Raw genomic sequence first — 25787 nt, 5'->3', positions numbered from 1 at the left:
GTGCCGTGATCCGCATCCTGCGTTGCTTCACCTGGATACTCATGCCGCTGCTGGCGGCATGTGCCACGCCGGTCGCTCACCTACCCGCCGGGACGCCCGCGGCGCCCGCTCACGCGCCGGCTCCATCCGCCCCCACGTCGTTCGCGTCGAGGGGCATCGGCACCGCGTCGGCTCCGCCGTCCGCACCTTGGGGCGAGGCCACCGCACGTGACATCGCCCGCTGGTACGACGATACCCGGAGCGATTGCGGCCCGGGCAGGCCAGCGTATCTGTGCACGGGCGTGATGTACCGGGGACAAGCCACCCTCACCACCGCCTTCCACAGTTGGAACACAAGTCCGGCCTCCCAGACGAGCGGTGGCGTGTCGTTCGCCTATATCCGCCGCGACGGCAAGTTCGACCGTTCGTGGCTGGGAGTCGGTTTCGTTCTCCTGCCGACGATGATGACGGCGGACGGCACGGAAATCATGCACACGCTGTGCGCGTTTCCCATCGACGGCACCACGAACGGCCGGGACGGACGCGGTTGCGGCACATACCCGGGCTTCGCCACGTCCGCACCCTGCGAGAACATCGCGAACGCGCAGGCCTGGGCCGACTATGTCGGGGTTCCCGCCGGTGTCGTCACGTATCAAGGGCAATGCGGCTTCGACGTCACCGACCGGGAGGGCGACGAAGACGCCCGGGACTTCGTGATCGCGTTGCAGGCGAAGGCGCTCCTGGGCGCCACGGGGCGGGGAGTGCACATGGAAACCCGCATCGCCACGTGGAATGACGATATCGGCCATCGCTTGCCGATCGCCGCGTTCTACTACGACCCGCGGAACTACCTCGCCGTACCCGAGGCGACCGTGCGCGATTGGGCGAAGGTGTATCAGAAGGATTACTACGACCGGACCGGCATCGCCGTGCCCGTCATCCGCCTGAACTTTCCTCCGACCGAATCCGACGACCTGGAGCCGGTGTACGAAGAAGCGAGCCAGGCCGTGCATCCGCCGTCGGTCGAAACGCTGCGAACCAACGTGCTGGAGGCATCGCTCGAGGGCGCCGATCCGCTGTCGTTGGCGCAACTGGCCTCGTCGACCCGGTTCCATGTCGGCGTGCCGCCCTACGCGGGCATGAGCGCCGGTGATCGCGTCGCCCTTCGCATCGGCGCCGCGCCGGGGATGGACACCGAACCGGTCGACGTGCACCTGACGGGCGTCACCAGCGTCCCGTTACCCTACGAAGCGCTCATCCAGGCGACCGGCCAAGGGTTGCCGATCCAGGCCATCGTGCATCGCGTCGATGGTCGAACGGAAGCATCCGCCATACACACCGTCGCCATCCAGGCCCAGCCCTTCACGCCGACCGCGCCGGCGTACCTGGACGCCAGCGATCGCCTGTCTATCCAGTGGCCGCAATGGCAGGCGGGCGATCGCGTGCGCGTGTTCTGGGGCGGAACGCCCGAGCACCAGACCGATCCCATCGCGGTGACGCCCGGCAAGCCGCTGTTGTTGCCCGTACGGCAGGACTGGCTTCGCGAGAACCTCGGACGCACGGTGCCCGTGCACTACGCGGTCGTCGATGCCAGCGGGCAGATCAAGGCGTTTTCCGCGCTGGTGAACGTCGCCGTGCCATCGAACGACCGCCTGGACGCGCCGCTGCTCGCCGAAGGCGCCGACAACCTGATACCGCCGGACGCCGGCGGCGCCGACATCGAGATACGCGTGCCCGACGGCAAGCGGGGCGACGAAGTCGCCGTCACCATCGATGCTCCCCATCCGCTCGAGGACACCCTGCTCGTACGCGCCGCGGGCGAGCCGGTCACCCTCCATCTCGACCGTGGCTGGCTGGAGAGCAATCGCGGCGCCGACATCCTCGTCACCTATGCCGTCGATCGGGACGGGAAACGCATCGGCACCTCGTATCCCACCGTCATCACGGTCGGAACCGGGCCATGACGACGAACCTTCCCACTGCGCCCATCCGGAAGATCGGTACCTGGCCGGTCCCCGTGGACGCCGTGAATCCTCGCGGCTAGCCCGCCTGTCGTATAGGACCGTCCTCCCCCGGGGGCTATAAATGACTTGCGAAGGCAAGGGGTCGTCCGGCCCCTTCTCGCATCCGGGGGAATCGCATGAAAGCCGGTGGGACGACGGGACGTGAGCGCAAAGGGCAGAAGAACAGCGAGCAAGCGGCGGCCGTCGCGATGCCTCCCTGCGCCCTTCTGGCCGTTCGGTCTATGCCACTCCACCGGCCGAGCTGACGGGAGGTAGAGCCTGGCCATGAACGACGTAGTTTCCCTCGATGATTCGATCGTCGACCGCACGGTCCACGGGCGCTTCGTGCGCGTGGCGCGGGCGTTTCCAGAACGCATCGCCGTGGCATCCGACGAAGGCGCGCTGACGTACGCGCAACTGGACGCACGCAGCGATGCGCTGGCTTCCCGGCTGATCGCCGAGGGCGTCACCGCCGGCTCGTACGTGGGATTGCCGATGGATCGCTCGGTCGACGCCATCGTCGCGATCTTCGGCATTCTCAAGGCGGACGCGGCGTATCTGCCGATCGATACGCGCTGGCCCGCGGAGCGGATGAATTTCGCGCTGGACGACGCGCAGGTCCGTGTCGTGGTCACCGACGAGCCGTCATTCCCGCGCACACGGGCATCCAGTGCGGGGCGTACGGTCATCGCGACAACGTCCGAGGCGGGTCCGGACGCCGGAGCGCCGGGTTCCCGCGTGCGCGGAAACGACGGCGAGGGACTGGCCTACGCCATGTTCACCTCGGGCTCGACGGGTCAACCCAAGGGTGTCGAGATCCGCCACAAGTCCATCCTTCGTCTCGTCTTGAAATCCGACTTCATCGATTTCGACGCGCCGAATTTCCTGCACGCCGCGCCGATCGGCTTCGATGCCTCCACGCTGGAAATCTTCGCGCCGCTGCTCAACGGCGGCACCTGCGTGGTGTACACCGCCTGCGTGCCCACCGGCGCCGGCATCGCCGACACCGTGCGCAAGCATGGCGCCGACCACGCCTGGCTCACCGCCGCGCTGTTCAACGCCATCGTCGATGAGGATCCACAACACCTCGCCGGCCTGCGTTGCGTGCTGACCGGCGGCGAAGCGCTGTCGGTGCCGCACGTGCGCAAGGCGCTGGCCGCCTTGCCGGGCACCACGCTGATCAACGGCTACGGCCCGACCGAGTGCACCACCTTCACCACCACCTACGTCATCCCGCGCGACCTCGCCGCGGACGCGGGCGCGATTCCCATCGGAAAGGCGATCGGCGAAACGTCGCTGCACATCATCGACGGCGAGCTTTACGTGGGCGGCACGGGCGTGGCGAAGGGTTACCTGCATCGCCCCGAACTCACCGCCGAGCGCTTCGTCGATTCCGAGCACGGCACGCTCTACCGCACCGGCGACATCGTGCGCCTGCGCGATGACGGCAACCTCGATTTCATCGGCCGCGTCGACGGACAGGTGAAAATACGCGGTTACCGCATCGAGACCGGCGAAGTGGAACTCGCCCTGCGCGCCCTGCCCGGCCTCGTCGACGCCGCCGTGGCCGCCCGCGACGACAAGGCCGGCGGCAAGCGTCTCGTCGCCTGGTACGTCACCCGCGACACCTCGCTCGACGCCCGCCGCCTGCGCGACATGCTGGCGACGAGCCTGCCCGACTACATGCTGCCGGTCGCGTGGATGCGGCTGGACGCGATGCCGATCAACACCAACGGCAAGCTCGACCGCCACGCCCTGCCCGACCCGGGTTCGGAGCGTCCGGAGCTGGCGGCGCCCTATGCCGCGCCTCGCGGTGCCACGGAAACCCGCCTCTGCGCGATCTTCGCCGAGACGCTGGGCCTGGATAGGGCGGGTCGCGACGACAACTTCTTCGACCTGGGCGGCAATTCCCTGCTCGCCACGCGTGCGATGGCCCGCGTGCATGCGGAGCTATCCACGCGTCCCACGCTCGTCGGCTTCTTCGCACTGCCCACGCCCGCCGCCGTGGCCGCCACCATCGATGGCCAGGCGGGCGCGACATCGGCCGGGCGCATCGCCGAGGGCACGGCGGCCGTCGGCGAGCCGATCGCCATCGTCGCGATGGCCGGTCGCTTCCCCGGCGCACCCGACGTGGAATCGTTCTGGGATAACCTCTGCGCCGGTCGCGAATCGATCCGTTTCTTCCGTGCCGACGAACTCGACCCGTCCGTGGGCGCCGAACGCGACGATCCCGGCTACGTGTCCGCCCGTGGCGTGCTCGACGGCGTGGAGGACTTCGACGCGCCGTTCTTCGGCATGTCGCCACGTGAGGCCGAACTCACCGATCCGCAACAGCGCGTGTTCCTGGAGCTGTGCTGGGAATGCCTGGAGCGCGGCGGTTACGTGCCCGATACCCACGACGTACCGGTGGGCGTGTTCGGCGGCATGCACAACGCCACCTATTTCCAGCGCCATATCGCCGGCCGCCAGGACCTGATCGACAAACTCGGCGCATTCCAGGTGATGCTCGGCAACGAGAAGGATTACCTCGCCACGCGCGTGGCGCACAAGCTCAACCTCACCGGCCCGGCGGTCAGCCTCAACACCGCCTGCTCCACCTCGCTGGTGGCGATCGCCCAGGCCTTCGATGCGCTGCGCGCCGGACGCTGCGGCATGGCGCTCGCCGGCGGCGTCTCCATCACCTGCCCACCGCACAGCGGCTATATCGCCCAGGAAGGCTCCATGCTGTCGCCGGACGGGCATACGCGCACGTTCGACGCGGAGGCGCGCGGCACCGTGTTCAGCGACGGCGCCGCGGTGGTGCTGCTCAAGCGTCTCTCCGACGCGCTGCGCGACGGCGACACCATCCATGCCGTGATCCGCGGCGTGGCGGTGAACAACGACGGCGCGGCCAAGGCCAGCTTCACCGCGCCGAACGCCGCCGGACAATCCGCGGTCATCACGATGGCGCTGCGCGACGCGGGCGTGAACGCGCGCGACATCTCCTATGTGGAAGCCCACGGCACGGCCACGCCGCTGGGCGATCCCATCGAGATCGAAGGCCTCGTCCATGCCTTTCGCCAGGACACGGCCGACGTGGGCTATTGCGCCATCGGTTCGCTCAAGAGCAACGTCGGTCATCTCGTGATGGCGGCAGGGGCGGCCAGCGTCATCAAGACGGCCATGGCGATGGGCGAGCGCCGCCTGCCGCCGTCGCTGCATTACACCGCACCGAATCCGCGATTGAACCTGGCCACCTCGCCGTTCACGGTGGGCGCGACGCTGCGTCCCTGGCAGACGTCCGGCGCGCCGCTGCTGGCCGGCGTCAGCTCGTTCGGCGTCGGCGGCACCAACGCGCACGTGATCCTCGGCGAAGCGCCCGCGCGTGCGCCGTCCGACGCGTGCAGCGGCAGCCAGCTGCTGGTGTTGTCCGCTCGCTCACCCTCGGCCCTTGCCGCCACGGCCGGCCGCCTCGCCGACCATCTCGCGACGCATCCGGACGCCAACCTCGCCGACATCGCCTGGACGCTGTGCGTGGGCCGCAAGGCCTTCGCCCAGCGCAGCCACGTGGTGGCGGCATCCGCCACGGATGCCGAGGCCAGGCTGCGCGACATCGCGGCCGCGGCCATCTGCCATGCCTGCCGCGATCCGCGTCCGGGCCTGGTCTTCCTTTTTCCGGGCCAGGGTTCGCAGTACGCGGGGATGGGCCGCGAGCTTCACGCCACCGAACCGGTGTTCCGTGCCGCCCTGGAAGACGTGGCCGACGCCTTGCGCGACGAACTGGGCTTCGACCTGCGCGAGCGCCTGTTCGACGGCGACGACGACGCCCTGAAGGCCACCTCGCTTACCCAGCCCGCCACCTTCGCCATCGAATACGCCCTTGCCCGCCTGTGGATGAGCCTGGGCGTGAGACCGGTCGCGATGATCGGCCATAGCGTGGGTGAGTTCGCCGCCGCGGCGTTGGCCGGCGTCATGTCGCTGGCCGACGCCGCGCGCCTGGTCGCGCGCCGCGGACGCCTCATGCAGGCACTGCCGCCGGGCGCGATGCTGTCCGTCCGGCTCGGTGCCGCCGAGGTGGCCGCGCGGCTTCCCGACACCTTGTCCCTCGCCGCGGAGAACGCGCCGAACGCGAGCGTGGTCTCCGGTCCGCACGACGCGGTAGAGGCGTTCCGCCTCGCGCTCGATGCCGATGGCGTGGCCTGTCGCGCGTTGCACACCTCGCATGCCTTCCATTCGTCGATGATGGATCCGGCGCTCGACGCGTTTCGTGCGGAGGTCGAGGCCGTCACGCTGCACGCGCCCTCGTTGCCGATCCTATCGACCGCCACGGGGCAGCCGCTCACCGCCGCCGAGGCCACGTCGGCCGACTACTGGACGAGCCACCTGCGCCACACCGTGCGCTTCTCGCCCGCGCTGCTCCATGCGCTGGACGACGGCATGCACGCCTTCCTCGAGGTGGGTCCGCGCGCCAGCCTCACCCAGCTCGCCCGCCAGCATGCGCAGAGCCGCGGCCGCACGATCGTGGCCTCGCTGGGCGGCGATGCCGGCGGCGAGCGCGCCGCATGGCTCGACGCCGCCGGTGCGCTGTGGAGCGCGGGCGTCGAGGTGAACGTGGCCGCACTGGACCATCGTGGCCATCGCCGCCGCGTGCGACTGCCTACCTATCCGTTCGAGCGCAAGCGCCATTGGATCGATGCCCGGCCGCCGGCTTCCGTCACGGCCATCGCCGCCGCGCTGCCCCTCTCCCTTTCCGCCGCACCCGAAGCACCGGAGCACACCATGCCCATCGCCACCTCGTCCCCCCGCACGCAACGCCTCGTGGGCGAACTCGTCGCCCTGTTCGAAGACGTCTCCGGCACCGAACTCGAGGGCGCCGGCGCCGAGGCCGACTTCGTGGAGCTGGGCCTGGATTCGCTGTCGCTCACGCAGGTGGCTTTGCAGTTGCAGAAGACCTACGCGCTGAAAATCACCTTCCGCGAGCTGATGGACGGGTGTTCGTCGTTCGGGGCGCTGGCCGCGCATATCGATCGGCTGTTGCCTGCGGAGGCGGTGGCTGCGCCGACTCCCGTCACTCCACCGGCGACCGTGGCACCCGTGGCTCCCGTCGCCGGCGGCGGATTGATCCAGGACGTCATCGCCCAGCAGATGCAGATCATGCAGGCGCAGCTTGCGTTGCTGTCCGGCAACACCGCTCCGTCGGCCGCCGCCTCCGGCGCCGGTTCGCCGATAGGATCGGCTCCCACCCCTCCGGTAGCCATCCCGTCGGTGCTCACTTCGGAGGAGCTACCGAAGGGGTGGGAGCCGACCGTGTCGGCGAAGGGTGCTCGCGACGACGCCACCCCGGACGCCGAGGAAAAAGCCCTCGAACACACCCACTACGACGTCAAGAAAGCCTTCGGCGCCATCGCCCGCATCCATAGCGGCAACACCGAACTCACCTCGCGCCAGCGTGCGCGCCTGGATGCCTTCATGCGCCGCTATATCGAGCGCACCAAGGCCTCCAAGGCCTACACCACCGAACACCGCGACCACCTCGCCGACCCGCGCGTGGTCAACGGCTTCCGCCCGCTGCTGAAGGAAATCGTCTACCAGATCGTGGTCGAGCGTTCCAAGGGCTCGCGCGTATGGGACCTGGACGGCAACGAATACGTCGATGCACTCAACGGCTTCGGCATGAACCTGTTCGGCTGGCAGCCCGATTTCGTGCTCGACGCCGTGCGCGCCCAGCTCGACGCGGGCTACGAGATCGGCCCGCAGCACCCGCTGGCCGGTGCCGTCGCCAAGCAGGTCTGCGAACTCACCGGCTTCGACCGCGCCGCGCTGTGCAACACCGGCTCGGAGGCCGTGATGGGCTGCGTACGCGTCGCCCGCACCGTCACCGGCCGCGACACGCTGGTGATTTTCACCGGCTCCTACCACGGCATCTTCGACGAGGTGATCGTGCGCGGCACGAAGAAGCTGAAGTCGGTGCCCGCCGCTCCCGGCATCCTGCGCAACACCGCCGAGCACGTGCTCGTGCTCGACTACGGCACGCCCGAATCGCTGGCGATCATCCGCGAGCGCGCGCACGAGATCGCCGCCGTGCTGATCGAACCGGTGCAGAGCCGCCGCCCCGACTTCCAGCCGGTGGAATTCCTGCGTGAGCTGCGCGCGATCACCGAGGAAAGCGGCTCGCTGATGATCTTCGACGAGGTGGTCACGGGATTCCGCTCGCACCCGCGCGGCGCCCAGGCGATGCTCGGCATCGACGTGGACATGGCCTCGTACGGCAAGGTGGTGGGCGGCGGCTTCCCGATCGGCGTCATCGCCGGCAAGCGCCGCTTCATGGACGCGCTCGACGGCGGCGACTGGCGCTTCGGCGACGATTCCACGCCCACGGTCGGCGTGACCTATTTCGCCGGCACGTTCGTGCGCCATCCGCTCGCGCTGGCCGCCGCGCATGCCGTGCTCACCCACCTGGCCGAGGAAGGCCCGCGACTGCAGGCCACGCTGAATGCGCGCGTCTCCGCCATGGCCGACGAACTCAACGCGTTCTGCGCCGATGTCGGCGCGCCGATGAAGATCGTGCACTTCGCATCGGTGTGGAAAACGCAGTTCACCGAGGACCACCCGCTGCAGGACCTGCTCTTCGCCATGATGCGCAGCCGCGGCATCCACATCCTCGACAACTTCCCCTGCTTCTTCACCACGTCGCACGCCGAGGCGGATTTCGCCGCCATCGCCGACGCGTTCCGCGACTCGGTGCTGGAGATGCAGGAGGCGGGTTTCATTCCGCGACGGCAGGAAACCGGCCAGTTCGACGCCGCGCGCCCGCCGATGCCCGGCGCGCGCCTGGGCAAGGATCCGGACGGTCGTCCGGCGTGGTTCGTGCCCAACCCGGATGCGCCGGGCAAGTACCTGAAGGTCAGCGCCTAAGGCCCTGGAAGCGGGTGGCGAAAACGAAGATCGCGTCTCGCGAGGGACGCGATCTTCGTTCTTTCGCCTTACGGAAGTCGGTCATCTTTCGCATCGACATGGCCATACGTCCACCGGCCGATGGCGCCACCCGGCTAGCCCGCCTGTCGTATAGGCCCGCTTTTCCCCCAGGGCTATAAATAACCTGCACACGCAAGGAGTCGACCGGCGCCTTGTCGCATCAGGGGGATCGCATGAAAACGGACGGGACGACAGGGTTGCAACGGCATCGGAGAGGGGCGAGCGAGGGAACGACCGTCGTCGCGACGCGCCGCGGGACCCGCCTGGCCGTTCGGCCTATGCCGCTCCACCGGGCCCGTCCGCCGCTCGATATCGACTTCGCCGCGCCGGACAGCCGTCCGGCACGGTTCGTTTCCAACCCGGATGCGCCGGGCAAGTACCTGAAGGTGACCGCATGACGCCGCAAGAGCTGGCCGCCGCCACGGCGGTCGACTACGATCCGTTCGCCGGCGCGCCGCTGACGCGCCTCGTGCCGACGACGGCCGCGCAGCGAGAGGTGTGGCTGGCATCCCGGCTGGAGCCGGAAGCCTCCCTGGCTTACAACGAAGCCGTGACGATCACGTTCAGGGGCTTGCCCGACGTGCCGGCCCTCGAAGGCGCGTTGCAGGACGTGGTGGATCGCCACGAAGCCCTGCGCGCCACCTTCAGCGGCGATGGCGAGGGCATGTTCGTCGCCGAGCGGCTCACCCTGCCGCTGGCCTTCCACGACCTTTCGCTGCTGCCGCCGTTCGACAGCGACGCGCGGATCATGCATGCCTATTCGCGCATCGTGACCACGCCGTTCGACCTGGAACACGGTCCGCTGGTTCGCGCCGAACTGTTCCGTCTCGGCGACGACCGGCACATCCTGACCATCGCCGCGCACCATATCGTGTGCGACGGCTGGTCGTTCGGCGTGATCGTGCGCGATCTCGCCGCCCTTTACGCGCAGCGGCTGGGCCAGGGCACAGGCCCGGCCCCCGCCGGCGCGTTCTCGAACTTCGCGTTGGCCGAGGCGGCGCACGGGGGAACGGAAGCGGCACGGGGGGACGAAAGGTACTGGCTCGACCGCTTCGCCGGCGCGGCGCCCGTACTGGACCTTCCCACCGACCGCTCGCGCCCGCGACGCCGTACGTTCGCCTCACGGCGCGAAGACCGCACGCTCGATGCCGCCGAACTGATGGCGATCAGGCAACTGGGCGCCGGCCACAAGGCCAGCCTCTACGCCACCCTGCTGACCGGCTTCGCGGTGCTGCTGCACCGCCTCGCCGGCCAGGACGATGTGGTGATCGGCATCCCCACCGCCGGCCAGGCGGCCGAAGGGCTCGATACCCTGGTGGGGCACGCCGTGAACGTGCTGCCGCTGCGCGCGCGGGTGGCCGACGACGAGTCGTTCGGCACGCTGCTGCGCACCGTGCGTGGCGACCTGCTCGACGCCTTCGAGCACCAGCGCTACACCCTCGGCAGCCTGCTGGGCCACCTCTCGCTCGCGCGCGATCCCTCGCGCCTGCCACTGGTGTCGGTGCTGTTCAACCTCGACGCCCGCCTGGACGAAAGCACCGCGCGTTTTCCGGGCCTGCGTTTCGACGTGGACGCGGTGCCGCGCGAGTACGAAAACTTCGAGCTGTTCATCAACGCGGTACAGACCGGCGATGGCCTGCGCCTGGAATGCCAGTACAACGCCGACCTCTTCGAAGGGGCCACCGTGCAGGGCTGGCTCGATGCCTATGCCACGCTGCTTCGCGAAGCGGCGCGCGCCCCGGACACCCTCGCCACGGCGCTGCCCGTGGTGTCCGACGCGGTCTATCGTGAACTGGCCGCCCTGCAACCGGCACCCACGCCCTTCCCCGAATTGCGCCTGGCGCACGAGTTCTTCGAGCAGCAGGTGGACCGCGCGCCGGAACGTTCCGCGGTGCGCCACGCCGACCGCTCGCTGACCTACGCGGCACTGGAATCGCGCGCCAACCGCATCGCCAACGCGTTGCGCGAGCGCGACATCGGCCACGGCGACCTCGTGGGCCTGTGCCTTGGCCGCGGCGTGGACATGCTCGCTGCCGTGCTCGGCACGCTCAAGTCGGGCGCGGGCTACGTGCCGCTCGACCCGGCCTTCCCCGCCGACCGCCTCGCCTTCATGGCCAGCGACGCCTCGCTGGCCGCCCTCGTGGTCGACGACGCCACGCCACTCGCGTTCGAGTTCGATGCCTCGCGCGTCATGTCGCTGGACAGCGATGAGGTGGCCTACGCCTCGTTCCATCGTCCCGAGCGCGATCGCCGCGCCGGCACGCCGGACTCCGTCGCCTATGTGATCTTCACCTCAGGTTCCACGGGCCGCCCCAAGGGCGTGCGCGTGCCGCACCGCTCGGCGGCGAACTTCCTCACCTCGATGCAACGCGTGCCAGGCATCGCGCCGGACGACCGCCTCGTGGCGGTCACCACGCTGTCCTTCGACATCGCCTTCATGGAACTGCTGCTGCCACTCACCAGCGGTGCCGAGGTAGTGATCGCCGGACGCGACGACGTGCGCGACGGCGCCCAGTTGCGTCGGCTCATCGAGGAAAGCGACGCCACCATGATGCAGGCCACCCCCGCCGGTTGGCGCCTGCTGGTCGACGCGGGCTGGACGGGACGCCCCGCGTTCCGCGCCATCTCCGGCGGCGAGCCGCTGCCGGTGGACCTGGCCGAAGCCCTGCTCGACCGTTGCGGCGAAGTGTGGAACGGCTACGGCCCCACCGAAACCACGGTGTATTCCACGTTCTGGCGGGTATCCGATCCGCGCGAGGGCATCTACATCGGCCGCCCGATCGCCAACACCACGGTGCACGTGCTCGATGCGCACGGCAACCACTGCCCGCTCGGCGTGCCGGGCGAGATCCACATCGGCGGCGCGGGGGTCACGCTGGGCTACCTGGAACGTCCCGAACTCACGGCCGAGCGTTTCGTGGCCGATCCCTGGTCGGAAACGCCGGACAGCCGCATGTACCGCACCGGTGACAAGGGGCGCTGGCTGGCCAACGGCCTGCTCGAGCACCTCGGCCGCCTCGATTTCCAGATCAAGGTGCGCGGTTACCGCATCGAACCGGGCGAGATCGAAGCCGTGCTCGCCGACGCGCCCGAGCTGTCACGCGTGCTGGTGATGGCCCGCGAAGACCGCCCCGGCGACGTGCGCCTGGTGGCCTACGTGGTGGCGCGCGATGGCGCCAGCGTCGAGGAAGACGCGCTGCGCGCCCGGCTGCGCGCACGCCTGCCCGAATACATGCTGCCGCAACACCTCGTGGTGCTCGACGCGATGCCGCTGCTGCCCAACGGCAAGACCGATCGCAAGGCCCTGCCGCCGCCGATGGGCCACGCGGCATCGTCCCCCGGCGAGCGCATCCCCCCTCGCACCGAGACCGAACGCCGCGTGGCTTCGGCGATGGAAGCGGTACTGTGCCTTCCCGACATGGACGTGCGCGACGACTTCTTCGCCCTGGGCGGCCACTCGCTGCTGGCCGCGCAGCTCACCGCGCGCCTCAACCGCGAGTTCGGCATCGCATTGTCGTTCCGCACGCTGTTCGATGCGCCCACCATCGAACACCTCGCCACCGCCATCGATTCGCTCTCGGGCAGCGAAGCCGAAGCCATCGCGCCGATCGCCCACCGCGATGCGCAAGACCGCGCCCCGCTGTCGCTCATGCAGCGCCGCCTGTGGGCACTGGAGAAAATGCATCCCGGGCGGGTGACCTATAACGCGCCGTCGGCCCATCGGCTGCGTGGCGTCCTCGACGAACACGCCTTCGACATGGCCTTCCAGGCGCTCATCCAGCGCCAGCCGTCCATGCGCACGTCGTTCCGCGACGAAGGCGGCGACCTCGTGCAGGTGGTGCAACCGCAGCTCGACCATCGCCTGTTCCCGGCCGAAGACCTCACCCACCTGCCTTCCGAGGAGCGCGAAGCGCACCTGATGGAGCGCCTGCAGCAACTCACCGACACGCCGTTCGACCTCGGCACCGCGCCGCTCTTCAGCGCACGCATGTTCCGCCTGGCCGATGACGAACACGCGCTGTTCTTCATGCCGCACCACATCATCTGGGACGGCTGGTCGTTCGACATCCTCTACAACGAACTGTCGGCGCTGTACCGCGCGTTCGCCGCCGGCCAGGCCTCGCCGCTCGCGCCGCTGCCGGTCACCTACGGCGACTTCGCCCAATGGCATTCGCAGTGGCTGGAGACGCCGGCGTTCCAGTCGCAGCTCGGATATTGGCGCGACCGCCTGGCCCGCATGGGTGCGATCCGCCCGCTGCCGACCGACCATCCGCGGCGCCCCGGCATGTCCGGCCTGGGCCGCACGGAATGGATCCACGTCGACCACGACACCACCGATGCCATGCACGAGGTGGCGCGACAGGCCGACGCCACGCTCAACATGACCCTGCTCGCGCTCTACTATGCGATGCTCTCCAGCTCCGCGGGGCAGCGCGACCTCGTGGTGGGCACGCCCGTGCGCGGACGCAACCAGACCGAACTCGAATCGGTCATGGGCTACTTCAACAACCTGCTGCCGCTGCACGTGCACGTGGACCCGGCGCTGTCGTTCGTGGAGTTCGTGCGCCAGGTCAAGCGCACCGCCATCGACGCGTTCGGTCATCCCGACGTACCGCTGGAATACCTGCAGCGCGAACTCAAGATCGGCCACGGCAACGGCGCCACGCTCTACCAGGCCCTGTTCTCGTTCCAGGATGCCCGTCAGCGCAACGTCGACTGGGGCGGCCTCGCCCATGAACAGATCCTGCTGTTCCAGAGCGCCGCCACCGAAGACATGGGCCTGTGGTTCCTCGAGAACCATGCCGGCATGGTCGGCGGCGTGACCTACAACGCCGACCTGCTGCAGGCCAGCACGGCCAGGCTCATGCGCGAACGCTACCTGGGCATGATGCAGGCCGTCATCCGCGACCCGGCGATCGCGGTGGGCCGCCTCGTGGCAGCCACCGGCGACGAGCGCGGTCGCATGAACGAATGGAACACGGCCTCGGCGGAAGCGCCGGCCGAACTGATCGAAACTTTCGACGCCCACGTCGCCGCGTCGCCCCACGCGATCGCGCTGCGCCACGCGGGCAAGGCCGTCAGCTACGCCACGCTGTACGCGCACAGCCTGCGCCTCACCCGCGCGCTCGCCGAACGCGGCGCGGCTCCGGGCGTGGCCGTGGGCATCTGCGTCGATCCGGGCGAAGCCCGCCTCGCCGCGCTGCTGGCCACGATGCGCACGGGTGCCACCGCGCTGTTGCTCGATCGCGCCGATCCCGTCGCGCGGTTGCGCGATATCCTCGCCGATGCGCATGCCACCCTCATGGTGGGCGACTCGGCACTGGAAGCCATGCTCGACTGGCCCGCCGACTGCGCCCTCTGGCTCGATGCGCACCTGCCCGAAGACGACGACGCGCTCCTGCCTTTCGCGGCGCTCACGGCCGAGACCACCCTGCTCGCCTGGCACGGCGTCGACGCCGACGGTCGCGCGCACGGCGCCGCGCTGTCGCGCGATGCCACGGCTCGCATCGTCGACGCCCTCGGCCGGCTGATCGCACCCGCGCCGGGTGAAACGCTCTCCGGCGACGCGTTGCCGGGCGATCCGCTATCGGCCCTCGCGCCACTGGTCGCGCTCGCGCACGGGGCCACCTGGGTCGACGAGGCCGAACGCGTCGCCGACATGCATTTCGCGTCGGCCGACGGCTGGACGGTCCGCATCCAGCGCGGTAACGACGCATGGAACGTCTTCGGCGATCCGGCCATCGCGCCGGTCGCCACCGTCGGGCGGCTCGAGCGTGGTGGCGATACGCTCCACGAAGGCCGACCGATTCCCGGCTGCGGCGTTTGGATCGTGGACGAGGACGGCGAGCCTTGCCCGATCGGCGCGGCAGGCGGCATCGTGGTGAGCGGCCCCGCCACCGCGACGCCGTTTGGCCAACGCGCACGCCATGACGCACCCACGAGCGCCACGCGGCCCACCGGATACACGGGACGCTGGCTGGCCGAGGGCCACGTCCAGGTGCTCGGACGCGACGATCGCCGCATCCGCCGCCATGGCATGGACCTGGAACCCGCGGCGATCGAAAGCCTGCTGCTCGCACAACCCGGCATCGTGAAGGCCCTGGCCGTGACCCGCCGCGATGTCGACGGCCGCGTGCGCGTGGACGCCTACGCGGTCGGTGCACCCGGCGCGCCGGTCGACGACGAACAGCTTCGCGCCGCGCTCGCCACCGCGCTGCCGGCCTGGGCGATGCCCGCGCACCTGGTCACGCTCGACGCCTTCCCGCTGCTTGCGCATGGAGACGTCGACGTGGACGCCCTGCCGATACCCACCGGCGCCGCGACCGCCTTCGCCGAAGCCGACGTCACGCCCGCTACCGACAGCGAGCGCCTGCTCGCCTCGGTGTGGCAGGAACTGCTGGGCATGAGCCGCGTGCGCACCAGCGACAACTTCTTCGACGTGGGAGGGCATTCGCTGCTGGCCGTGGACATGGCCACGCGCGTGCAGAAGCTGACCGGCGTGCAGATGAACCTGCTCGACATCGCCAACGGCACGCTCGGCACCTTGGCCGCGGACCTCGCCCTGGCGAAGCCCGCGTCGTCGCCGACGAAGCAGCGCGGCTTCTTCAGTCGCCTGCTGCACCGCGGCTGACGGGCACGACAGGGGGAGCGACATGACTCAGATTGCCTGGCTGCTGTGCTGGATATCCGCGGGACTGCTGGTCCACGTGTTCGTGGGCTACCCGCTCATCATGGCGTGCTGGGCCCGGATGCGTCCGTTGCCTGTCGCGCGCGGCGCCGCGCAGCCGAGCGTCACCGTGGTGATCGCCGTGCACGACGGCTCCCGCCTGGTGCGCGCCAAGCTCGCCAACCTGCGCGCGCTCGATTACCCGCAAGACCGCGTGGACATCATCCTGGCCTGCGACGGTTGTACCGACGACACCGTCGCCGTGGCCCGTCGCGACACCGACCCGCGCCTGCGCGTGCTCGCCTTCGCCCATCGCCGCGGCAAGGCAGCGTGCCTCAACGATGCGGTGGCCCAGGCGCGCGGCGAGGTGATCCTCTTCACCGACATCCGCCAGCGCCTCGCGCCCGGCGCGCTGCGCGAACTCGTCGCCAACCTCGCCGATCCCACCGTGGGCGCCGTGGGCGGCGAGCTGCACATGGAGAACGTGCGCGGCGGATTCGCCCAGGGCGTGGACTTCTACTGGCGCTACGAGAAGATGATTCGCCGCGCGGAAGCGCTTTCCGGTTCCACCATCGGCGTGAGCGGCGCGCTGTACGCCATGCGCCGCGATCTGTTCGAGCGCCTGCCCGAGGGCACCGTGCTCGACGACGTGCTGGTGCCGATGCGCGTGGCCGCGCATGGCTTTCGCGTGGTGTTCGAACCGCGCGCCATCGCCTGGGACCAGCCCTCGCAGCATCCCGACGACGAGCGCCGCCGCAAGATCCGCACCCTGGCGGGCAATTACCAGCTCGTGCAGCTCGCCCCATGGCTGCTGCTGCCCTGGAGCAATCCGCTGTGGTTCCGTTTCGTGAGCCACAAGCTGCTGCGCCTGCTCGCCCCCTGGCTGATCGTCGGATTCACGCTGGGCTGCGGCCTGCTGTTCACCCGCCACCCGATGTACGCGGCGGGCTTCACCGGCGTGGCCGTCGCCGCGGCGATGGTCGGTGTGGCCCGCCTGCGCCCGGCCCTGGGCCGCTGGTTCCCGTTGCGGGTCGCGGTGGCGTTCTTCTACCTCAACCTCTTCGCGGCACAGGCCCTGCTCGCCTTCGCCCGTAACCGAAGGCTGCACCTATGGTGACTTCCATGAACCAACGCGGCGCTCCCGGCATCCGTGGCCGTCTGGGCCAGCTGTGCTACAGCAGTGGCCTGCTGTATTCGTTGCAGCGCGTCCGCGCCTGGTGGCAGCGTGACCTGCGCATCCTCGCCTACCACCGCGTGATGCCGCTGCCCGATCCGGATACCTATGAGTTCGACCTGGAACTCATCAGCACGCCGCCGGAGGAATTCCGCGAACAGATGCGCCGGATCAAGCGCTACTTCCATCCGATGCGCCTCACCGACGTCGTGGCCGCGCTGGACGCGGGCGAAGCGCTGCCGCCGGACACGGTGGCCGTGACCTTCGACGACGGCTACGACGACAACTACCGTATCGCCGCCCCCATCCTTGACGAACTGAAGGTGCCCGCGACCTTCTTCGTATCGACCGGGCACATCGACACGGGCAAGCCGTATGCGTACGACTGGCTGGTGCACATGATCCTGATGACCGACCGGCCGCGCCTGGTGCTGCCGGAACTGGGCATCGACGTCGCGATACCGCGCGAGCGCGCGCTGCGCCGTCGCATCGCGGGCAACGTGCTGCTGCGCATGAAGTGGCTCGACGCCTTCGGCCAGGCCGCCATGATCGAGCGGCTGGAAACGGAATGGAACATGCCCTCGGCCAGCGCCCGGCCGCGGGACTGCCGCCCGATGACCTGGGACCAGGCGCGCGAGATGGAAGCGGCCGGCCTGGAATTCGGCTCGCACGGCGTGCATCACCGCATGCTCGCGCGCCTGCCGATCGACGAGATGGAGCGCGAGGTGCGCGAATCGAAGGCCACGCTCGACCGCGAGCTGGCCAACCCGGCCCTGCTCATGTCGTATCCGGTGGGCGGCGACCGCGCCTACAACGACGCCGTGGTCTCCGCCACGCGCAAAGCGGGCTTCCAGCTCGCCTGCAGCTACGTCTGCGGCACCAACCCGGAGCCTTCGGAGAATCGCTATGCGCTGTACCGGCTGCCGGTGGAAAGCAACATGGGCCCGGGCTGGTTCGCGGCCATGCTCGCGCTGCCGCAGCTGATGAGCTATCCCACCGTCGCCCACGAGGTGCAGGGTCCCCGGGAACAGCCATGTTCCCCCTGATCCTCGTTTATGTGGTGCTGACGATCATCCGGCCGCAGGATTACGTGCCGGGGCTCGACCTCGTGCCGATCCTGCCGGTGGTGCTGCTGCTCGCCTTCGGCGCCTGGATGTTCTCGAACACCAAGACGTTCGAAGCGCCACAGTTCGTGATCCTGCCCGCCTTCCTGCTGATCCTGATGATCTCGCAGGTCACCAACGGCTGGAGCGGCGGCGCGATCGACGAACTGGCCCGTTTCGGTCCGGTCGTGATCGCCTTCTTCGTCTTCGGCGCGGCCTGTACCACGCAGCGCCGGGTAAGCACGGCCATGGCGGTATTCGTCGTCTGCGCCGCGATCCTCGCCCTGCACGGCGTGCAGCAGGCGAAGACGGGCATGGGCTGGACGGCCATTCCCATCGGCGAGGGAAACCGCATCCAGTACGTGGGCATCTTCAACGATCCCAACGACCTGGGCCTGCTCTTCGCCGCCACCCTGCCCATGGCGGTGTTCCTCGGTCGTCCCGGACGCGGGTTTTCCCGCGTGTTCTGGCTGGGCTGCGCCGCGTTGCTGCTCTACGGCACCTACCTCACCAACTCGCGCGGCGCCATGCTCGCCGTGCTGGTGGTGGCCGGCTGCTATATCTGGTATCGCCGCGGGATGGTGGTGGCCGGCACGCTCGGCGTGCTGGGCCTGGTGGCGCTCAAGCTGGTGTCCTCCCGCATGGACGAACTCGACGCGGGGGAGGAATCCGCCGCCGGTCGCGTCGACGCCTGGTACGCCGGCCTGGAAATGTTCCGCGACAATCCCCTGTTCGGCGTGGGCGCGGGCAACTTTACCGAGTACAACGAACTCACCGCGCACAACTCCTTCGTGCTCGTGCTGGCGGAAACCGGTTTCGCCGGCTTCGTGCTCTGGCTGGCCTTCGTCGGCTACGGCTTCTGGATGATGCTCACCGTGGTGCGCCATCGTCCGCCGGAGACCCAGGATGCCGCGAAAGCCGCCGAATGGGCGGCCGAACGACAGATGGCGCTCACCCTGCTGCTCTCGCTGTGCGGTCTGTTCGCCGCCGCGTTCTTCCTCAGCCGCAGCTACATGGTGGTGCTCTACCTCATCGCCGCGATGGTCGCGGGTTATTACGTGGGCGCGCGCCGCCGCTGGCCCGAGCTGCCACGCTTCCGCCTGGCCAACCAGGGCTGGCGATGGGTCCCCCTCGGGGCCGGCGGCGTGGCCTTCATCTTCGTCCTCGTCGCCGTGCTGCTACGGACCACCTGACATGAGCTTCTACGCCTCCGCCCTGCGCCACGTGATCTGGCCCGCCTACGAAGGCGGACTTCGCCGTCGCGACACGCCGCGCCACATGCGCCGCTACGAACGCGACCAATGGCTGGCCGCGGACGACCTCGCCGCCCTTCAGTTCGAGCGGCTGCGCCGCCTCATCCATTGGTGCCATCGCGAGGTGCCCTACTACCGGCGCCGCTGGGATGCCTTGGGCATCACTCCCTTCGACATCCGCAAGCCTGCGGACATCGCGCTCCTGCCGGTGCTGACCAAGGCCGACATCCGCGAGAACTTCGACGACATGAAAGCCGTGTCGTTGAAGGACGCGCTCGGCTACAAGGCCACCGGGGGATCCACCGGCGAACCGCTGCGCTTCGGCTTCACCCGCGAAAGCAACGACCGCCGCGTGGCGGTGATGTGGCGCGGCTACGGCTGGGCCGGTTCGCGCATGGGCCGGCGCACGCTGTTCCTGTGGGGCGGCCCGGTCGGCGAGCAGAGCCTTTCGCACAAGTGGAAAGACCGCGCCTACAACGCCGTGTTCGGCCGCAAGCTGCTCGACAGCTTTCCCATGAGCGAATCGAACATGGCCGACTACGCCGATGCCATCGACGCCTACCGCCCCGAGGTGATCGTGGGCTACGTCGGCCCGTTGGTACGGCTGTCCGAATGGCTCATCGCCACCGGACGTCGCGTGGCGAAGCCCGCGTCGATCATCGGTGCCGCCGAAGCCCTGCATCCGTTCCAGCGCGAGCTCATCGAGCGCGCTTTCGGCGCGCCCGCGTTCAATACCTATGGCTGCCGCGAGTTCATGCTCATCGCCTCCGAGTGCGAGCACCGGGACGGCCTGCACGTGAACGCCGATCACCTGATCGTCGAAACCCTCGGTGCCGACGGCAGGCCCTCGCGCGACGGCAGCGGCGAGGTGGCGATCACCGACCTGTTCAACCACGGCATGCCCTTCATCCGCTACGTCAACGGCGACATGGCCACGCAGCGAGCCCGGCCGTGTCCATGTGGCCGCGGGCTGCCCATGCTGGCCTCGGTGGACGGACGCAAGCTCGACGCCATCCGCACGCCGGACGGCCACATCCTGCCGGGCGAATTCTTTCCGCACATGCTCAAGGACGTACCGGGGCTGACCCGTTTCCAGCTCGTGCAACGGCAGCTCGACCGGCTCGACCTCTCCATCGTCCGCGGCCGCGAATTCGACGACGCCTCGCTCGATTACATCCGCCGCGAGGTGTCCCGCGTGCTCGGCGACAGCGCCCAACTGCATTGCCACTTCGTCGACGACATTCCCCTGACCCGCAGCGGCAAGCTGCGCGTGACCGTGTCGGAGCTGGCCTCGTGAACATCACCCACTTCGTGGAGAACCTCAACCGCGGCGGCCTCGAGCGCATGGTGCTCGACCTGGTGAAAACCCAGCATGCGCAGGGCGACGCGGTCCAGGTGGTCTGCCTCTACGAGCGCGGCACGCTGGCGGGCGAACTCGACGCGCTCGGCATCCCCGTGCACGCCTGCGGCAAGCGCGACGGCCTCGACCTTCGCGCATTGGGCCGCGCCCGCGCGCACCTGCTCGACCATCGCACGGAGGTGCTCCACACGCACAACGCCGTAGCCCATTACCAGGCCGTGCTGGCGAGCGCCGGCATGGGCATCCGCCAGGTGGTGAACACGCGCCACGGCATGGGCGCGGCGCGCCGGCCGGGCCGCCGCGAGTGGCTGTTCCGCCGGGCCATGCGCGCCACCGATGCCGTGGTCGCCGTATGCGAGGCGGCACGCGAGGACGCCATCCGTCGCGGCATCGCGCCCGCCAACAAGACCTGCGTGGTCCCCAACGGCATCGCGCTCGACCATTTCGAACTGGCCTCCGACACCATGCACGAGCGCCTGGCCCGCATGATCAACGTGCCGGTGGGCACGCGCATCCTGGGTACGGTGGGACGGTTGAACTGGGCCAAGGATCACGCCAGCCTGATCCGGGCGTTCCGGATCGTGCGGCGCAACCATCACGACACGGCCCTGGTGATCGTCGGCGACGGCGAGCTGCGCGACACGCTGCGCGCCTGCGCCTTCGACGAGGGGGTGGCGGGCAGCGTGCATTTCCTCGGCGACCGCAACGACGTGCGCGAGTTGTTGCAGGGCATGGACCTGTTCGTGCTCTCGTCGGTGACCGAGGGCTATTCGATGGCCCTGCTCGAAGCCTGCGCCACCGGCCTGCCCATCGTCGCCACCGACGTGGGCGGCAACGCCGAGATCGTGCGCGACCGCCGCACCGGACGCATCGTGCCGCCCTCCGACCCGACCCTGCTCGCCGAGGCGATGCTCGACATGCTGCACGGCTCGCTGCAGGCGTCCGGCCTGGGCCGTGCCGCGCGGGCGTGGGTCGAGACCCACGGTTCGCTCGACACGATGGCGGCGCGTTACGGCCAGCTCTATTTCGGCGGCGTGGAGACCTGCCCATGAAGGTACTCGCCGTCACCAACCTGTTTCCGACGCCGTGGGACCCGCGTCGCGGTGCGTTCAACCGCCAGCAGTTCCAGCGGCTGGCGCAGCGCCACGACGTGCACGTGCTGGTGGCGGTGGATTTCCGTGAACGCATGGGCGAGCGCAAGGGCGACGCGACGGTGCCCGGCGTGGCCACCGAATGCTTCACCTTCTACCACCCACCGGGTATCGGCCGCTTCCTCAACGCCCTGTGCTTCTTCCTGTGCGCGATGTGGCAGCACGGCCGTGCCCTGCGCGCGGCGCATTACGACGTGCTGCTCGCCAGCTGGGCCTTTCCCGACGCCGTGGCGGCAGGCTGGATCGCGCGCCTGCTCGGCATCCCCTACGTGGTGAAGGTGCACGGCAGCGACCTCAACGTGCAGGCCGAGGCGCGGCTGCGCCGCCCACAGATCCGCCAGGCGCTTCGCGGCGCGGGCGCCGTGCTCGCCGTGAGCAAGGCCCTGGCCGCCAAGGTCGTGGCGCTGGGCATACCCGAGGCCAAGGTGGAAACCCTCTACAACGGCGTGGACACGCGGCTGTTCCATCCCGGCGATCGCACCGAAGCGCGCAGGAAACTCGGCCTGCCGCCCGAGGTGCCGGTGGTGCTCTACGCCGGCAACCTCAAGCTGAGCAAGGGCTGCCACGACCTGGTGAAGGCGTTCCCGGTCTTTGCCGAGCGGCACCACGACGCTCGCCTCGTGTTCGTCGGCGACGGTCCCGACCGCGCGAGCCTGGAGAGCCTGGCCAGCGGTTTCTGCTGCGCCACCGCCGTGCGCTTCGCCGGGGCGACCGACCACGCCGGGCTGGCCGACTGGTTCCGCGCCGCCGACGTGCTGTGCCTGCCCAGCCACAACGAAGGCGTGCCCAACGTGGTGCTCGAGGCCATGGCCTGCGGCACGCCGGTGGTGGCCACCACGGTGGGCGGCATTCCCGAAGTGGTGCCCTCGTATGCGGGCATCCTCGTACCGCCGCACCAGCCGCACGAACTGGGCACGGCGCTGGTCGAAGCCCTCGAACGCCATGTCGATGCGCAGGCCATCGCGGCGCATGCCGCCGGCTTCCGCTGGGACGACAATATCGACCGCCTGGAGCGTGTGCTCGCGCGCGTCGCCGCGGGCGAACCGCTCCACCTGGGTGCCAAGGCATGATCCGCAAACCGAAAAAACAAGACCTCCTGGCCCTGCTGCCCGACACGCTGGTGATCACCCGCACGCGCGACAGCGCCCTGCGTTACCTCACTTTCGACGACGGCCCCGAACCGGAACACACGCCCGAGCTGCTCGACGTGCTGGCCCGGCACGGCGTGAAGGCCAGCTTCTTCCTCGTGGGCGAGAAAATCGAAGCGCACCCTGAGATCGTCGAGCGCATCGTGGCCGAAGGGCACATGGTGGGCAACCACTCGTACAGCCACTGGTCGTTCTCCAACATGGACATCGCCAAGCAGCTCGACGAGGTCTACCGCACCGATGCCCTGCTGCGCCGCTTCGACGATCGTCCGCACCACCGCATGCGGCCGCCCAGCGGCTACGTCGGCGCACAACTGCTGATCCACTTCGCCAGGCACAAGCGCAACCTGGTGTACTGGTCGTACGACAGCCTCGACTACCAGGACCGTCCCGTCGAGTCCCTGGTCTCGCGCCTGCTCGCCGATCCGCCCGCGCCGGGCGATATCGTGCTGATGCACGACGACAGCCACAAGGCCGCCCAGGCCCTCGATACCGTGCTTCCCGAGTGGCACGCACGTGGCCTGCGCTTCGCCGCGCTTTCGGGCACCTCGCCATGAATATCCTCTATCACCACCGCACGCGCGGCCGGCACGTGGAAGGCGTGCACATCCGCGGCATCGTCAACGCGTTGCGCGAACTGGGCCATACGGTGTCGGTGATGTCCTTTCCCGGCGCCGATCCGGAGAAGGAGCACGACGAGACCGCGGGCAGCGGCAAGCCGGGGCGCCTCGCCAGGTTCGTCACCCGCCTGCCCGGCGTGGTGTTCGAGATGTTCGAACTGCTCTACAACCTCGTCACCCTGCTGCGCATGACGACCGCCTGGCGCAAGGGCACGCCGTCGCTCGTGTACGAGCGTTATTCGTTGTTCCTTTTCGCCACCGTGTGGCTGGCGAAGCGTCGCGGCCTGCCGATCGTGCTGGAAATCAACGACTCGGCCCTGGTCGATCGCGTGCGCCCGCTGACCATGAAAGGCCTCGCCCGCCGCATCGAGCGCTGGTGCCTGCGCAACGCGACGGGCCTGGTGTTCATCTCCACCTATTTCCGCGATCAGGCGCTGGCCGCCTATGGCGACATCGCCCCGTCCGTGGTGTCGCCCAACGCGGTGGACCTGCCGCGCTTCGATCCCTCACGCTTCGATCGCGCGGCACTTCGTCGCCAGCGCGGGCTGGAAGGCCGAACGGTCTGCGGCCACATCGGCGCCTTCGCCCACTGGCACGGCATGGATGCGTTCGTGGAAGCCATCGCGAACCGCCTCGCCGAAGCCCCCGACCTCGCCCTGGTCTTCGTGGGCGACGGCAAGACGCTGCCCGCCGTGCGCGAGCTGGTGGCCGCCCGGGGCCTTGCCGACCGCGTTCTCCTGCCCGGCCGCGTGCCGCACGAGGACGTGGCCAGCTGGATCGCCTGCATGGACTATGCCGTCCTGCCGAATTCCAACCACTATGGCTCTCCGATGAAACTGTTCGAGTTCATGGGGATGGGCGTGGCGGTGGTGGCACCGGATTACGCACCGGTGGCCGAGGTGATCGCCGACGGCCACACCGGCTGGCTATTCCCGCATGGCGATGCCGCCGCCTGCGTGGAACGCGTGCTGGCGCTGGCCGCCCGGACCGATGAACGACGTCGCGTGGGGGATGCCGCGCGGGCCTACATCGCCAGCGAGCGGCAGTGGCGCAACAACGCCGAGCAGCTGCTTACGCTGGTACCGACCGGAGCCGCCGCGTGACCGCCCTCGCCGTCCTCGTGATCCTCCTGCTGGTCGCCGCCGCCGTGACGGTAGCGATCCGCGCGCGCAACATGCAGTACTGGCTATGGGACTACCTCGTCCGCAAGCCCCCGCCGCGCGTGGATGGGCCGGTGCACGTGATGTTCTGCTTCGTGGACCATTTCGAGCCCAACTGGGGCCGCGTGGACATGGATACGCAGCGTCGTCGTGTGGACCGCTGGTGCGGCGACTACCGCGCCATGGCCTCACGCCACCGCGACGCCGACGGCCACGTGCCGCAGCACAGCTTTTTCTACCCCGAAGAGGAATACGTGCCCGAACACCTCGACAAGCTGCAGGCGCTATGCGCCGACGGCTACGGCGAGATCGAGATCCACCTGCACCACGACAACGACACGCCCGAGAACTTCCTCGCCACCATCGATCGCTTCAACCGACTGCTGCACGAGCGCCACGACGCCCTCCCGCGCGACCCGAAGACGGGCCAGCTCCGCTTCGCCTTCATCCACGGCAACTGGTGCCTGGACAACTCGCGCGCCGACGGCCGCTGGTGCGGCATCGACAACGAACTGGTGCTGCTGCGCCAGTTGGGCTGCTACGCCGATTTCACCCTGCCCTCCGCGCCCAGCGACACGCAGACGCGGATGTCCAACGCCATCTACTACGCCACCGACGATCCGCATCGGTCGAAGTCGCACGACACCGGCGTGCGCATGCGCGTGGGCGGCCAGCCCAGCGGCGACCTGCTCATCATCCAGGGCGTGCTCGGCCTGAACTGGAAGAACCGCCGCTTCGGCCTCATCCCGCGCATCGAGAACTCAGACGTGCGTCGCGGCTGCCCGCCGACGCGCGACCGCGTCGACCAATGGGTGCGCACCGGCGTGCACGTGGAAGGCCGGCCCGAATGGGTGTTCGTGAAGGTGCATACGCACGGCACGCAGGAGCGCGACATGGACACCCTGCTGGGCCAGCCGGTGGACGACATGCACGCGTACCTGGAATCGCACTACAACGACGGCAAACGCTACGTGCTGCATTACGTGACGGCACGCGAGATGTACAACATCGCCAAGGCGGCCGAGGCGGGGCATGTGGGAAATCCGAACCGGTATCGCGATTTCGAGCTGGGGAAGCCGGGTACGACCGTAAGGACCGCTTCGGAACCGGTGGCGGTATCGCAAGCCTGATTCGCCGATACGATCGGCTCCCGCCCTTCGGTAGCAGCGCTTGGGCAAGCCTGCTACCGAAGGGTGGGAGCCGATCGCATCGGCG

Annotated in this window: 12 protein-coding genes; all 12 read left to right on the top strand. The window is 69.2% G+C overall.

What is annotated here, in order from left to right; translation table 11 throughout:
* Positions 1-5 precede the first annotated feature (5 nt).
* The 12 genes from JNG39_RS05815 (at position 6) to JNG39_RS05760 (ending at position 25702) form a co-directional block, all read left to right on the top strand.
* Positions 6-1943: a hypothetical protein gene (locus tag JNG39_RS05815; RefSeq protein WP_368310211.1), complete on the top strand. Its 1938-nt coding sequence runs from the start codon at positions 6-8 to the stop codon at positions 1941-1943.
* Between the two features lie 324 nt (positions 1944-2267).
* Entirely contained in the window at positions 2268-8876 is a 6609-nt protein-coding gene (locus tag JNG39_RS05810; protein WP_368310210.1) for an amino acid adenylation domain-containing protein, read from the top strand.
* Between the two features lie 454 nt (positions 8877-9330).
* The gene (locus tag JNG39_RS05805; RefSeq protein ID WP_368310209.1) at positions 9331-15567 is read left to right on the top strand and encodes an amino acid adenylation domain-containing protein; all 6237 of its coding nucleotides are present in this window, start codon (positions 9331-9333) and stop codon (positions 15565-15567) included.
* A gap of 22 nt (positions 15568-15589) precedes the next feature.
* Entirely contained in the window at positions 15590-16720 is a 1131-nt protein-coding gene (locus JNG39_RS05800; RefSeq protein WP_368310208.1) for a glycosyltransferase family 2 protein, read from the top strand.
* Positions 16721-16725: 5 nt separating this feature from the next.
* Positions 16726-17823: a polysaccharide deacetylase family protein gene (locus JNG39_RS05795; RefSeq protein ID WP_368310207.1), complete on the top strand. Its 1098-nt coding sequence runs from the start codon at positions 16726-16728 to the stop codon at positions 17821-17823.
* Complete coding sequence (locus JNG39_RS05790) at positions 17811-19073, top strand: O-antigen ligase family protein (RefSeq protein WP_368310206.1); 1263 nt, start codon at positions 17811-17813, stop codon at positions 19071-19073. The genes JNG39_RS05795 and JNG39_RS05790 overlap by 13 nt, the downstream gene beginning before the upstream one ends.
* 1 nt (position 19074) lies before the next feature.
* On the top strand, positions 19075-20430 hold the full coding sequence (locus JNG39_RS05785; protein WP_368310205.1) for a phenylacetate--CoA ligase family protein: 1356 nt from the start codon (positions 19075-19077) through the stop codon (positions 20428-20430).
* The gene (locus JNG39_RS05780) at positions 20427-21545 is read left to right on the top strand and encodes a glycosyltransferase (RefSeq protein WP_368310204.1); all 1119 of its coding nucleotides are present in this window, start codon (positions 20427-20429) and stop codon (positions 21543-21545) included. The genes JNG39_RS05785 and JNG39_RS05780 overlap by 4 nt, the downstream gene beginning before the upstream one ends.
* Complete coding sequence (locus JNG39_RS05775) at positions 21542-22714, top strand: glycosyltransferase family 4 protein (protein ID WP_368310203.1); 1173 nt, start codon at positions 21542-21544, stop codon at positions 22712-22714. Before JNG39_RS05780 ends, JNG39_RS05775 begins: the two co-directional genes overlap by 4 nt.
* Positions 22711-23349, top strand: coding sequence for a polysaccharide deacetylase family protein (locus JNG39_RS05770; RefSeq protein ID WP_368310202.1), 639 nt, complete (start codon positions 22711-22713; stop codon positions 23347-23349). The genes JNG39_RS05775 and JNG39_RS05770 overlap by 4 nt, the downstream gene beginning before the upstream one ends.
* A complete protein-coding gene (locus tag JNG39_RS05765; protein WP_368310201.1) occupies positions 23346-24515 on the top strand; it encodes a glycosyltransferase family 4 protein in 1170 nt (389 codons plus the stop codon). Before JNG39_RS05770 ends, JNG39_RS05765 begins: the two co-directional genes overlap by 4 nt.
* Positions 24512-25702: a hypothetical protein gene (locus JNG39_RS05760; RefSeq protein WP_368310200.1), complete on the top strand. Its 1191-nt coding sequence runs from the start codon at positions 24512-24514 to the stop codon at positions 25700-25702. The genes JNG39_RS05765 and JNG39_RS05760 overlap by 4 nt, the downstream gene beginning before the upstream one ends.
* Positions 25703-25787 lie beyond the last annotated feature (85 nt).

The sequence above is a fragment of the Luteibacter sp. CQ10 genome (assembly GCF_040900725.1).
Classification (GTDB): domain Bacteria; phylum Pseudomonadota; class Gammaproteobacteria; order Xanthomonadales; family Rhodanobacteraceae; genus Luteibacter.
Note: the sequence above shows the minus strand (reverse complement) of the source record. Positions and strands in the feature narration are given on the sequence as shown.